Origin of the sequence: Thermogemmatispora aurantia (assembly GCF_008974285.1) — a bacterium.
Classification (GTDB): domain Bacteria; phylum Chloroflexota; class Ktedonobacteria; order Ktedonobacterales; family Ktedonobacteraceae; genus Thermogemmatispora; species Thermogemmatispora aurantia.
In genome coordinates, this window is the sequence record NZ_BKZV01000007.1 from 100372 (window position 1) to 114313 (window position 13942).

5 protein-coding genes are annotated in these 13942 nt (G+C 60.0%); 3 read left to right on the top strand and 2 right to left on the bottom strand.

The features are described from left to right. Positions 1 to 11: 11 nt before the first annotated feature. Complete coding sequence (locus tag KTAU_RS18760; protein WP_151729818.1) at positions 12 to 2615, bottom strand: glycoside hydrolase family 15 protein; 2604 nt, start codon at positions 2613 to 2615, stop codon at positions 12 to 14. Positions 2616 to 3039: 424 nt separating this feature from the next. Here KTAU_RS18760 and KTAU_RS18765 point away from each other — a divergent pair, with 424 nt between their 5' ends. The 3 genes from KTAU_RS18765 (at position 3040) to KTAU_RS18775 (ending at position 10652) form a co-directional block, all read left to right on the top strand. Beyond that, positions 3040 to 7563, top strand: a complete 4524-nt coding sequence (locus KTAU_RS18765; protein WP_151729819.1) for a serine/threonine-protein kinase — start codon at positions 3040 to 3042, stop codon at positions 7561 to 7563. 311 nt (positions 7564 to 7874) lie between these two features. Then, entirely contained in the window at positions 7875 to 8651 is a 777-nt protein-coding gene (locus KTAU_RS18770; RefSeq protein ID WP_151729820.1) for a cytidylate kinase-like family protein, read from the top strand. 219 nt (positions 8652 to 8870) lie between these two features. Then, on the top strand, positions 8871 to 10652 hold the full coding sequence (locus KTAU_RS18775) for an MFS transporter (RefSeq protein ID WP_151729821.1): 1782 nt from the start codon (positions 8871 to 8873) through the stop codon (positions 10650 to 10652). A gap of 105 nt (positions 10653 to 10757) precedes the next feature. On the opposite strand, the gene KTAU_RS18780 is transcribed toward KTAU_RS18775, so the two are convergent. After that, on the bottom strand, positions 10758 to 13925 hold the full coding sequence (locus KTAU_RS18780; protein WP_151729822.1) for an FtsX-like permease family protein: 3168 nt from the start codon (positions 13923 to 13925) through the stop codon (positions 10758 to 10760). Positions 13926 to 13942: the final 17 nt, after the last annotated feature.

The window sequence follows — 13942 nt, forward strand, 5'->3', positions numbered from 1 at the left end:
GGCCAGCCTGCTCAGGCAGTGATAGGAACATTCCAGTTCCCGCCGCCGTTGTTGTCCCAGTTATTCGCGTCGTCATGGAAGGCGAAATTGATCTGGGTGGCATCGGTCGGCACGCTAATCGTGACCTGCCAGAAGCCATCGCTGCGCTTCACCAGGGCGGCATCGGGAGGAATGTTCTGCCAACCGTTCTCTCCCCAACGGATATAGACATGGGTATGTGAGGCCAGCCAGCCGTTGTAGTAGATTGTCAGCGCCTTGCCGGGGTGGAGCTGATTGGGGTCGTAGTCGACCACCCAGCCGCTATGAGGCTGGTAGGCATTGGTCACGTAGCGACTGTAGGTGATCGAAGGCATGTCCACCACGCGATGATTGGCCTCAGAGAAGAGCAAGACAATATACTCGCCCATCGCCCAGTTGAGCGGGTTCATCGACTTCGTTGGTGTACCGGGTGTATAGCCGCTGGGGGCGGCCGCATCCCAGATCTGCTCGGGGATCATGCCAGAGGAATTGGCCGCGGCCATGAGCGCGCTCAGGTAGAGGTCGGCATCACCGCCGGCGGCGATCGTATAGATCCCGCGCTCAGCTGTCAGGACTGGCCACAGGCGCCCGATGCCCGTACCATTGTAGTTCGAACCATCGCTATGCTCGCCGTAGCCATCGTGATTGTAGCGGAACCAGTAAGGGTAGCCATTGATCGTCTCCTTGATGGTGGCATCGATCACTGGCAAGGAGAGCGTAATATAGGGGGAATTGGCCGGCATCACTCCCAGACGTACCAGTTCCAGGAAGCCGGCATCCACAATTGTCCGCTCATCGTAGGTGCCCCCGCCGTTGGCGATCGTAATGGAGGCGCCATCGTTGGGGTTACCATTGCCATCGATGCGCTCAAAGTAGTAGCCGCCGCCCAGTGGCCCAGTGGTCGTGAAGGTCCAGTTTTGGACCATGCCCTGATAATAATCAGCGACATTGGTATAACGCGTCTGATCGGTCGTATCTCCGTTGACACGGGCGATATCGGCGGCGCAGAGCAGACCAGCGATCTCTGCCGCGATTGTCGACGGGCTATAGCCGCTGTTCTCCTCCCAGCGCTCCTGGCCTGTGCGTGGGCCATTATTGACGATATAGTCGGCGGCCTTCTTGATGTGGTTCACAAACGTACTGTTATCAGTCAGGCCGAGCTTCCAGGCCAGGATGATCGGGAAAGCCTGCTCATCCATCTGGATGCCGTTCCAGTAGGGCGTCCCGTTGACATAGCTATTCTGCGGGAAGTGGCCGTCGGACTGCTGTTGGGTGTTAAAAGCCCATTGCACGGCACGCAGGGCATCCGCGCTGTCGCCGGCTACAATCAGAGCGCTGGCGATCTTGTACATATCGCGCTCCCAGACCAGGTGATAGCCGGCGTCGCTATCGCCATTGCTGTCGCCCCAGGGGACGCCCAGGCCAGCCACAAAGGCCCCCGTCTGCTTATCCTGCGAGGCCTTCAGCACGTTCGCGGCCAGGTAGTACTCCTGCTGGCGGGCCTGCTGGATTGCTGTCGTGCTACCGACGGCTGGCGGGCTGGTGAGATTGTTATCGAAGCTATTCCACTGGGCGACATAGGTCGCCAGCATGTTCGAGGTATCGCTCAGGGTGGCATTGAGTGTCTGCTCGGCGACCGTAGCAGCGGCAGTACTGCCGCTGGTCTGGCCGAGGGAGAGGACGAGGTTAAAGGTGATCGAGGTGGCGGTGCTCGTATTGACGCTGCCACCGTTTGAGAGATCGAGCAGGCCTGTCTGGGCCGTATTGCCATTGCTGGCCAGGCTATACGTATAGTTCATCGTATAGTCTGGGCAGGTGCTGCTGCCACAGTTACTGGAGGCCTTCAGGTCGGTCCAGCCATCGTTGACCCCGACAAAGCCTGAGCTGGTCATGCCAGAGACATAGGGGATAGAGGCGGCCAGGGCACTGGCATAGTTGCCTGAGCTATCGGTTGTCACCAGCATTGTACGACCGTTATAGGTCTGAGTTGAGCTGGTGTTGTTGTTGCCGGCATTGTGAATGGCCGGATTATACAGAACGTAGAGTAAGTAATTCGAGAGGGTGCCGCTGAGGGCGGTAAACGTCACCTGCTGAATCAGCGAATTGCGAGCAGGATCGGTGTAGATGATCTTCGTGATGCGATAGCGTCCGTTCTTGGCGGTGTTCGTCACCTGCCAGGCGAGCGAGTGGGCATTGTAGAGCTGGACAGTGGAGGTTGTGGCGACCTTCTCCTCGTCGACCCAGGTATGGCCGCTGTCGCCGATCAGGAACTGCAGATCGGTGGTGTTGGCCGTATCGGCAGTAGGGAAGAAGACCTCGCTGATAATGCCGTTGTAGCCGGTGAACCAGACATCGCTAGTAGTGTTGGCAGCGGTGCCAAGGAAAGCCTTGTTCGAGGGCGCCCAGATAGAGGAGTAGCCCGGGCCGTTGGGAGCCGTACCTGCTGCTCTCGCCTGGTGGAGGCCGCTAGGAAGAAGCAGCGCACAGACGAGCAGGAACGCCAGCAGGCTGGAGCGCCCGAGGCGGAAGAACCAGGCACAGGCAGCGTGCCAGTGCACAGAGTCGGGTGGTGCGGCATCATGCGTGTTGCTGCCCATGTAGTCTCTCCTTTGTTCGTCTTTGACAGATCAGTCAAATGGTCATCTGTGACTCACATTGATCGGATAAGCAGCTTCCAGGTCCATCCTGCGACCAGGAGTCAGGGCAGGCGCTCGTTTTACTGCCCTGGCTTACACTCTTCAATCACAGCAATAATCATGCCAAATTTCTGTGTGACACACTTCAACACGGGAAAGACCCAGTGAAACCGTGAGAGAAGCCGGAAAAGAGCTGACCGCGAGGGACCTTCTCAAGGCGATTATCTTCTGTGAGCTGGATCACTTGACAATAGCAAGCAAGAGGAGTAACCTTCTCTTGCAGGCTCATGTGCTGGACATGTCAGGCACAATGAGCGTATGGAGAGGATCTTTCACTCTTGACTGACCATTGGGGCCTACCTGGAAACAATGGAGGAGCCTGGCAATGATGCGCCAGGGCCAGCGACTTGGCAATTACCGCCTGATTCGCCTGCTAGGCAGCGGGTCATATGGTGCGGTCTATCTGGCTGAGCATCTCTACTTGAAAACTCAGGTCGCGATTAAGGTTCTCACGCAGCTTCTGAAAGAAAAAGATGAGCAGGCTTTTTTGCACGAAGCCCGGATTCTGGCCCGTCTGCGCCACAGACACATCGTACCCGTGCATGAGTTTGCCATCGAGCGTGGTCAGCCCTATCTTGTCATGGAGTATCTGCCGGGAGGGACCCTACTCGACAGGCATCCGCGCGGTACGCGTCTTCCTCTTGCTACCGTCGTCAGCTACGTCTACCAGCTGGCAGGCGCTTTGCAATATGCCCACGATCGGAATATTGTCCATCGGGATGTCAAGCCGGCGAACGTCCTCCTTGGGAGCGAAGGGCTGCTCTTAAGCGATTTCGGGATTGCTCTACCGCTCTTACAGAAGGAAGGGGCTGGCGAGTCGGCACCAGTTGGTACGCTGCCCTATATGGCTCCCGAGCAAGTCCGCGGGCAGCCCAGCTTTGCCAGCGATCAGTATGCCCTAGCCATCATGGCCTACGAGCTGCTATGTGGCGCGCGACCTTTCCAGGGTGGGGCTGCTGATTTGATCAACCAGCACCTCACCAAAGAGCCACCAGCGCTGCGTGAGCATGATCCGGCGTTGCCAGAGTCGGTTGACCGTGTCATTCGTCGTGCCCTCGCCAAGAAGGTGGAGGAGCGCTATCCGGCCATCATCCTTTTCGCGCGTGCCCTGGGCAGGGCTGCCAGTGAGGCCCTGTCGGATTCGGTGATCGAGCGCAGCCAGACCTTGCGCCCAGGAGAGGAATATCCTGTTGTGTGGCCTGTTGACAGTGAGCGCTCCTGGCGCGTGATTCTAGCTGTTGGGGACGAGCAGTCTCCTGCCAGTCAGCACCTGCAGCAAGCGCTGCAAGAGCGTGGTTTGACCGTGATTATGGCGCAGCGCTATGAGCAAGCTGATGAGCTGGAGCTTCGACAGGCGATGCGGGCGGCTCAGCTCGTGCTGGTAGGGCTTACGGCCCAGGATCAAGCCCTGCCTGTTTCTGAGCAGCTTCTGCAGATGGCCCATCTCTATCAGCGTCCAGTGCGCTATCTCCGGGTAGGCGCAGCGCTCCCAGCTGGGAGCAGCTGGCCGCTGGCAGAGGTGGTACCGCCAGCTCTTCTCTACGATGGAAGCGGTGCCCGCTATCGACAAGCCCTGGACGAGATTATACAGCAGATTGAAGATGGGCAATGGGGAAGGCGGCGCCAGAGGCAAGCGATACTGACGCTGGAAGAAGAGGGAAAAGCGCGCAATCCCTACAAGGGGCTGCGAGCCTTTACCCAGCAGGACCAGGGTGATTTCTTTGGACGTGAGCGGCTCGTGCAGGAGCTGCTCGCACGGCTCGCCGCTCTGCTGGGTCAGAAGCCGGCTCAGTCCTCCTCTGCGCGCCTGCTGGCTCTCATCGGAGGCGTCGGTGTTGGCAAATCGAGCCTTCTCATGGCTGGCCTGCTCCCCCGGCTGCAAGCTGGGGCGCTACCGGGCAGCGAGAACTGGCGCTATCTTGCCGTCTTCAGGCCAGCCTATCGGCCCCTAGAGGCGCTCGCGGAAGTGCTGGCCGCCGGCGGCAGCCAGCAAGAGAAGGAAGCTATCCATACGGCCCTCGTTCAGGGTGATAGTGCCGCCCTGCACCGGCTGGCTCTTTCCCTGGCCCCTGATCATCCCTATCTTGTCCTGGTCATTGATCAGTTCGAAGAACTGTTCACTCCCGAGGTAGCCGAAGCTGAGCGGCGGCGCTTCATCGATCTGATCGCCACAGCGGTCTCTGTTCCTCATGGCAAACTGCTTCTCCTCCTCACATTGCGGGCTGATTGTTACGATCGGCCTCTGGCCTACCCGTCCCTGGCGCAGCTCTTGCAGGGGCCAACGCATTGCCCGATAGGACCTATGACTCTTGATGAGCTGCGGGCCGTCATCGAACAGCCAGCCCTGCTGCCCGATGTCCAGCTGGTCTTCGATGAAGATCTGGTGGCCGACTTGCTCCTGGATATCCGTGACCAGCCCGGTGCTCTGCCTCTGCTTGAATTCACCCTGGACCAGCTCTTTCAGCAACGGCGCGGTAGCCGTCTCACGCGACGTGCTTACGAGGCCATTGGAGGGGTGCGTGGTGCTCTGGCCCGCCACGCCGAGGCCACTTACGCTTCTCTCCCCTCGGATCGCCATCGCTCTCTGGCGCGTCAGCTCTTCCTGCGCTTGGTTCTGCCAGGCCGAGAGGGTCAGGCTCCAATGCGCCGCCAAGCGCGCCAGAGTGAATTAGCTCTGACAGACGAGCAGGAGACCCGTCTGATGCAGGAGACGTGTGAGGCCTTTATAGCAGCGCGCTTGCTGACGGTCGAGCGCCGGGCGGGGGAGGTGATAGTAGAGGTCAGCCATGAGGCCCTGCTGCAGGAATGGCCGCAGCTGGTGGACTGGGTGCGTCAGGCCGGCGAAGATCTGCCTCTGCAACAAAGGGTGAGCGCTGATGTGCAGGAATGGTGGCGGCGCGGCAAGCCGCGGGATCGCCTCTACCGCGGTTCCCTGCTCAAAGAGGCCTTGCGCTGGCAGGAGCGTGCCTCGCTGAGTCTGCAGGAAGCGATGTTTCTGCGCGCCAGTCGGAGAGCCAGAACACTGGCGCGAGTCAGGCTAGCGCTGGTCGTCCTTCTCATCCTGGGCCTTCTCATTCCTGCGAGCTGGCTGCTCTATCAGCAGGTAGCGCCACTGCAGGTGACCTCGCTCCAGGACGACGGACCAGGCTCGCTGCGACAGGTCATTGCTGAAGCGAAGCCTGGCCAGACTATTAGCGTGCAGCCTGGCCTGACCGGTGTTCTCTCCCTTACACACAATCTTGACATCGGCAAGAGTCTCACCATTCGAGGCCCGGGAGCTGCCAGGCTCACGATTAGCGGTCAACCGGGCCTCGAAGCCAGCTATGCCATTCGCGTTCTCGCCCGCGTCAATGTCACTTTCAGTGACCTCAGCTTCAGCGAGCGGCAGCCGAGTCCAGGAGATTTCTTTCTCAATCAAGGGAACCTGACCTTGCAACGCTGTCGCATTGCTCAGATTACCATTCCTCCGGTCAGCGAGAGCGGCGGGTCATCCCTGCCCGGAGGCAGCGCTATCGACAATAGCCAGCAAGGCAATCTGACCCTGCTGCAGAGCAGCATAACGCATGTCCAGGTCAGCGGGCCCGAGGCTCACGCCGCGGCTATTCTCAATGATGGGGGTAAGGTCACTCTGAACGCGAGCCAGATTACGGACAATAGCGTTAAGGATAACGGGACCAGCAGCAACGGTACAGCAGGGGCGGTTATCGTCAGCCTCAAAGGCAGCCTGACCCTGAACGGCAGCGACGTTTCTGACAATCAGGTCAGCAGCCAGGAAAGCGCCTTCGGCGGCGGCATTTTCACCCTCGATAGCACTGTTCAGCTCATCAACACGCGCCTGGTTAACAACAGTATCGTCGCAGCCCAGCAGGGGGCAGGCGCAGGTCTACAGGCTGCTGGAAGCAAAGTAACGTTGAAGAACACCCTGGTCAGCAATAACAAGGTGCAGGCCCATTTCGCTAGCGGTGGGGGTCTCTTCCTGGCGGAAGGGGAGCTGGCCATCATGGAGAGCACGGTGAGTGGCAACCGTGTCAGTAGTCAGGGTGACCTCGCTACGGGCGGAGGAGTCTTTGCCGAAGGAACGCTGACGATCAGCAACAGTACTGTCAGCCATAACGTGGTGGCCTCGACCACCTCGGTCAAAGGGGGGGCCATGGGCGGTGGCATCATGGTGACAGGTAGCCTGGTGATGACGGCCAGTACCGTGGCAGACAATCAGGCCCAGTCCGCTGACAGTGATGCCGAAGGCGGAGGCCTCTTAGCGCTCTCTCTGTCTTCATCGTCGGGCTCCCAGAAGACTACGCTCACGCTGGTCAATTCGACGCTTTCGGATAATAGCGCGCAGGGGAAACAGGGAAGCCTTGGTGGCGGCGTGTTCATCAACGAGAGCGATGGCCGACTTGACTTCTGCACTATCTATGGCAACCGCGCGGCTGGCGGAGGTGGTCTGGCCATCTTAGCAGGGAGTGGAAAGGGACAGGATTCACAGATTACGCTCCAGGACTCGCTGCTGGCCGCTAATACTGCGAACGTAGCCCCTGACCTGTTGGGTCAGGTGACGAGCGGAGGCTATAACCTCATTCAGCGCGCCTCTGGGGCCAAATTCCTCGACCCCAGTGGACGCCACCATCTTGATCTCGTGGGCACTGGCTCGACTCCGCTCGACATTGATCCACTGCTGCGTGCCAACGGGGGACCCACGCAGACACATGCCTTGCTGGCAGGTAGTCCTGCGATCAACCGTATTCCTGCCGCCGACTGCGATGTCGCGGTCGATCAGCGCGGCCTGCGACGACCACAGCAGGGAGCCTGCGATATCGGGGCCTACGAGTATAGCCCCACAGCGCAGTGAGAGAGGGCGCATCGCGCCCTCGGCTTCCTGCTCCCTGCCTTACCCGGCCTGGCCCGGCCCGCCTCTCGGGTCGGGGTGGTCATCGGTTACCATTGTATCTGACCCCTTGCCTTCGCACCTTGCACCTGCTCACTCTTTGCCTCCTCGTTGTTCAACTGCAGGAATCGCTGCCCTGCTGACCTTGATCATTTAGTTTGAATGTAGTATAGTTGGTAAGTGAGATAGTTTGAATATCAAATTAAAGGCCGGTCGCTTCCGAGTGCTGGCGCGTAGGGAGCGTTGGCACGGCGGCCAGGCGAAGGAGGGAGGGTATGAGCGGAGAGTCTGGTAGTATCAATCAGATGAGAGCCGTGACCATTTCACGTGAATATGGCAGCGGTGGGGGGGAGATTGCCAAAAGACTAGCTGAGCGGTTAGGCTGGCATCTGGTGGATCACGAAGTTGTGGTCCAGGTGGCGCGGGAGCTGGGAGTGAGCGAAGAAGAGGCGGCAGCGCGCGATGAGCACGTTGAGAGCCTGCTCTCAAGAATCCTCACCAGCATGCAGGGCATTGCACCAGCAGTCTATCCGGCCATCTATGACGAAAGCACACCGGTAGCCCTCTTTACCAATCCCGAAGAATATCGCGAAGCCGTCAATCGCGTCATCAAGGGAGCCTTTGCCGTTGGGCACGTCGTTATTGTCGGACGCGGGGCCCAGGTTGTGCTAGGCGATCGGCGAGACGTCCTACATGTGCGCATTGTGGCCTCGCTGGAGAGGCGTATACCCTACGTGATGCGCCGTGAGGGTCTGGATGAGCACGCGGCGCGCTCGCGTATCCAGAGCAAGGATCATGATCGCGAGCGCTATCTGCAGACTGAGTATCGGCGGCACCCCGCTGATGCGCATCTCTATGACCTGGTGGTCAATACCGATGTGCTCGATCTGGATAGCGCCGTCGATCTGATTCTACTGGCCCTGGAGCGCAAAGCGCGCCGTCTGAATGTGCCGGAACGGGAGCTTGGTCCAGGTGCAGGTCTGGCTCCCTACAGTGGACGCCCCGGCGACCTGCGCCCTCCTTATTATGAGCGAGCCTCGGACAAAGTCTAGAGAGGCTCTGCCAGGCGGCCAGCGAGGACGACGTGAAACGGCACGGGGCGGAGCCAACCCCCAGGCACCAGTCAAGACCGGGCTGGTGCCTTCCACAAGAGTTGCTTGTCTGTGGCTGCCCGCGACGCTGGCGGCCTTTTTCTCTGGTCGTTGTATTCATAAAGTGAAATGTATTGTTTGAAGAGTATGTAGAGCAGGAAGAAGGTGAGCGAGAGCGGTATGGCACGGAGTGAGACACTACAGCAACAGGTACAGGTCAGTGGAGAGCGGCCCCAGCTTGGCCCACATTACAAGTGGATCGCGCTATCGAACACCACGCTGGGCATGTTGATGGCCACCATCAACTCCAGCATCTTGCTCATTGCGCTCCCAGCGATATTCACTGGCATCGGCATCAATCCGCTAGCGCCTGGGGAGACCAACTATTTCCTCTGGTTGCTACTAGGCTACATGGTTGTTACGGCCACGCTCCTGGTGACCCTTGGACGCATCTCCGACATGTTCGGGCGTGTCCGCATGTACAACCTGGGGTTTGCCATCTTCACCCTGGGGAGCATCCTCCTTTTCTTAACGCCAGGCAAAGGCAACGCAGCGGCCCTGGAGCTGATCATTTTCCGCCTGATCCAGGGTGTAGGCGGTGGCTTCCTCTTTGCCAATAGCACAGCCATCCTGACCGATGCCTTCCCGCCGCATCAGCGAGGCATGGCGATGGGCATCAACCAGATTGCCTCGATCCTTGGCTCCATCATAGGTCTGATCCTGGGCGGTATTCTGGCGACCATCAACTGGCGGGTAGTCTTCCTGGTCAGTGTGCCCTTTGGCCTCTTCGGAACCGTCTGGGCCTACTGGATGCTGCGCGAGACAGCAACCATTCGCGGCCATCAGAAGATTGACTGGCTGGGCAACATTACCTTTGCGCTGGGGCTAACCATCTTGCTGATTGGCATCACCTACGGCCTTGAGCCGTATGGCAACCAGCCGATGGGCTGGGCCAATCCTCTGGTCATTTTGGCGATTGTGGTCGGGATCATTCTGTTGGTAGCCTTCGTCTTCGTCGAGCTACACGTCAGCGATCCCATGTTCCGTCTGGATCTTTTCAAGATCCGCATGTTCACTGCGGGCAATCTGAGCAGCCTGCTAGCCAGCATTGCGCGTGGTGGCCTGCAGTTCATGCTGATCATCTGGTTGCAGGGAATCTGGCTGCCACTTCACGGCTACAGCTTTGAGGAGACGCCACTGTGGGCCGGCATCTACATGCTGCCACTCATGATTGGCTTTATCGCCTTTGGGCCGTTGAGTGGTTGGCTATCCGACCGCTTTGGGGCGCGTCTCTTCTCGACCTTGGGCATGGTTATCCAGGCGTTGGGCTTCCTCTGCTTGACTTTCCTGCCGGCCAATTTCGACTACATCTGGTTTGCGCTGATTCTGCTGCTGATGGGGATTGGGCAGGGAATGTTTGCGGCCCCCAATACGACGGCCATTATGAACAGCGTACCAGCGGACAGACGCGGCGTGGCTTCTGGCATGCGTTCGACCTTCCAGAACTCGGCCACAGTCATGAGCATCGGCATCTTCTTTAGCGTGGTGACCATTGGTCTGGCTACGGCTCTGCCGCCAGCGCTTTCCTCGGGCCTGACGGCTGCGGGGGTCCCTGCGGCGGTGGCGGATAAGATTGCTCATCTGCCGCCTACCTCGGCCCTCTTCGCTGCTTTCCTGGGCTACAACCCGATGGCTACCCTGCTGCCGGCTGCGGTGCTGCAACACATCGCCCCGGCGCAGCGTGCCCACTTGCTCGGTAAGATGTTCTTCCCCAACCTCATTGCCTCGCCGTTCATGGTCGGCCTGCGGGCGGTCTTCTATCTCTCGCTCGTTCTCTGCCTGCTGGCTGCGGTGGCCTCGCTGTTGCGTGGCCGGCGTTATATTCATGAAGTTGAGGCCGGTGCGCTGGTCAGCGAAACCCAGCCAGTCGCTCCTTCTGGCGGACGGGGAACCAACAAGTAGGGAGGCCTCGATCAACAGCGGCTGCGAGCGCGAGACGATCGGCATCGTCCGCGCTCGCTTTCGTTTGGACGACATCTGGCGGGCTTATCCACCTGTCACTGGTCACTAGTCCTCGTTCAGGCGCAACGTACGAGCTACGGTCAGGCGCGTCACCAGGTTCACCAGCAAGATCAACGCCAGTACGCAGATGAGCGCCAAAGCTGCCAGGAGGGCGAGCAGGGCCGGTGGAAAAATGAGCTGAACGGTAGGGACACGCTGTGAAACATAGAGGGCGGTACTACCGGCACTGCTACCGGAGCCACCACTCGGAGCGCCAGTAAAGAGCAGCGCTGGCACCACCAGCCAGGCAAGTACGAGGCCGAAGACAGTTCCCAAGACGATTGCTATCACATAGATCAGCCCTTGTTCCCAGGCCAGCGTCGCTGCCAGCTGGCGGCTACTGCTTCCCAGAGCGCGGAGCACGGCGAACTGCAGCAGACGGCTACGAGCGCTTTGCCACGATGCCAGCAGATTCCCCACGAGAGCCAGCACGAGCGCTGCCGTTACCCCGAGCGTCAACAGGCCGAGGAGATCGAGATAGAGCGGCTCGTAGCGAAGCTCTTCTAACAACGTGCGTCGATCATACACTTGTGTCAGCTCTAGATCGCTGTTGGCCAGCAGCAGGCGGAGATGCTGCAGATCAGAGGCTTTCTCGGAAGTGCGCAGCCAGACATAATTGAGCGGGAGCAAATCGCTGCCAGCCGCCAGGGCTGGCCCCTCAAAGATATCGGCGTAGGTCTGGTAGTCGACCAGGACGCCGCCGGCGGGAATGCCGTTGGCGACATTGCCCTGGGGGCTGGAGAGCACAGTAGGAATTGCCTGCACCTGCGCAACCACCAGAAAAGAGGTCTCGATGGGCGGCGAACCCGGCGTCGCCGTTACTGTGAGCACCAGGGTTGAGCCGGTGGAGAGATGCAACGACTCGGCAGCGGCTTCGTCGATGATGGCCGGTACCAGGTGATGGGCCTCGCCCCAGCTACGGCGTGCCTGCAAGAGCGTGATCAGCGTGGGGAGCGCGGGGTCGGAGCCTTGGCGCGGCCAGAGCGCAGCCTGGGCAAAAGTGGCGCTATCAACGGCACGCAGGCCAATGGGGAGCTGCAGAGAGCCACCGGCGCTGGCGGTTGTGGCAAAACCAAGAGAGGAAGCCTCTACCCCGGGCAAGTGCCGATAGGTGGCGGTCAAATCGGCCAGATCATCGAGCCGACCGGGGAAAGCCAGAGGACCGCTGAAGTCGGCCCCCACCGTGTAGGTTGAGACATCGATGGCTCGCTGTGTCTGCGAGCTGAGAAAAACGAGGCTGAAGATGGCAAAGGCTGTGGCCAGAGCCAGCAAGAGGGTCATGCGTACCGGCTGACGTGGCGAGCGTGCCAGTTGGGCCACCGCCAGGAGTGGTGCAGCCCCGCGCCGCTTGGCGGCCAACTTGCTGGCCAGGGCCAACAACTGTGGTAAAAGACGTAAAAATATCAGAATAGCTGCCAGGAGCAGACAGACCCCACCGAGGAGTGAGAGCGGGGAGAGCAAGAGCAGGCGCAAGCGGGCATCGAGCACGTTGCTGTTCACAAAATAGAGCGAGAGGCCGTATCCTGCCAGCATCAGCAGTAAAAAGACGATGTCCAGGTGAAAGCGGCGCCAGAGCGGACGATGCGTCGAGCGTGCCATTTCGCGGCGCAGACTGACGATATTCGTGCGGAGAGGGCGCCAAAGTGCTGTGAGCAAAGCCCCCAGGGCGGCCAGCGCGGTCAGCCCGGCGGGCCAGCCGAGAGATGAGAGGAGCGTCGGCCAATCCTCGGCTACCAGGCTCAGCACGCTCGGACCATCTGCAGGCAGAAGATAAACAGCCAGCAACTGCACCAGCAGCCCGGCGCCGCCGAGGCCCACGAGTAGCGCAAGTATGCTCAATAGCAGACCCTGCCAGGCAAAAAGAGCGAAAACCTGGCTGCGGCTCAGACCACGGCTGCGCAGCACGGCAATGGCCTCACTCTGGCGGTCGACCAGCAAATCGGCGATCATGCTCACAAAGAAGAGCAGCAGCGCCACGATGAGCACCAGCACCGCCGTGGCCGGAATGTTTACCAATCCAATTCGATCCTGATATTCCTGGAGTGTATTGGAAGGAAGGAGAACGGTTGTGCCCGTTACAAACGGTTCCTGCGTCAGGGCGTCCGGGCTATCCTCAGCGCTGCGATTGGCCACATCGAGCTGCAGGCTATGCGCGCCGGCAATGATGGCCGGGAGCTGATCGATTGTGATCTGGGCTGGCTGCAGCTCATAGAGCCAGCTCAGCACGGGCTGAGTCGTAAGCGTAGCAGGATTCTGCTCATGTTGCAGTTGCTGATAAAAACTATCGAGCACCGTAAGCAGCGTCGTGGTATCGGCCAGCGCCGTATAGTCGGCCCCCTCGCCATTGAGGCCCACGCCCTGGTGGTCGGCGCTGAGGAAAGTCTCCTGATGCCAGAAAGGATCTTCGTCCAGGCTGGCCCCGTGGTGCTGGTTCGAGAAGATACCCGTGATGTGAAGCGTCAGCGTGCGGACGCGGCGCAAGTTGAAAGGGTCCACGCCAGTCGTCAGTCCAGAGAGATTGTAGACCAGCTGGATAGCCACTGTTTCGCCGACGTGGACCTGCCAGCGCTGGGCCTCCTGCTGACTGAGGGCGATCGCCAGACTGGCCCCTGTGGTTGTCACCTGGCGCCGTGCCTGAGCCGCTGTCAGTGCCGGGGGCAGGTGGCCAGAGACGAGCGTCAGATGCTGAGCGGCCTGACTGATAGGCTGTGTAACAAGGGCCAGGTCATCGACTGCAGGATTCAGACGCTGGCCGTCGCGCGCGATTACCTTTTGCGAGGGAACATCGAGCGAGAGATGCAACGGTCCCACAAAGGGACCAAGATATTGATGGACATCCTGGTCAATGGAGCTAGTGATAGGAGTAAGCACAGCGGCATTGATCTGCTGTGTAGTTGCCTGCACGATCACCGCTCGATTTTGTGGGCTGGCCAGCAGGACCGCCCGCAGGCCTGCCGTCATAGCCAGCGTCGAGTAGAGTGGCCCGGAGGCCGCGAGGATAACTGCGGCCAGTATGCCAAGCCCAGCGACCAGCAACATGCCGCGGCTACTCCGTGCGCGCCACCAGGCCAGGCGGAAGACAGAAGGGGCGGGGAGGAGCCTGCCGCGTCGGGGTGGTCCTGCTGGCTGAGGCGAAGGTCTCTGTACAGGCGAGCTGCTCTCGGTGGTGGCCATCGACTGCTACCTCCTCT

Coding starts and splice junctions, on each gene's coding strand:
- KTAU_RS18780 (WP_151729822.1), bottom strand. CDS start 13,925: ATGGCCACCACCGAGAGCAGCTCGCCTGTACAGAGACCTTCGCCTCAG.
- KTAU_RS18760 (WP_151729818.1), bottom strand. CDS start 2,615: ATGGGCAGCAACACGCATGATGCCGCACCACCCGACTCTGTGCACTGG.
- KTAU_RS18770 (WP_151729820.1), top strand. CDS start 7,875: ATGAGCGGAGAGTCTGGTAGTATCAATCAGATGAGAGCCGTGACCATT.
- KTAU_RS18775 (WP_151729821.1), top strand. CDS start 8,871: ATGGCACGGAGTGAGACACTACAGCAACAGGTACAGGTCAGTGGAGAG.
- KTAU_RS18765 (WP_151729819.1), top strand. CDS start 3,040: ATGATGCGCCAGGGCCAGCGACTTGGCAATTACCGCCTGATTCGCCTG.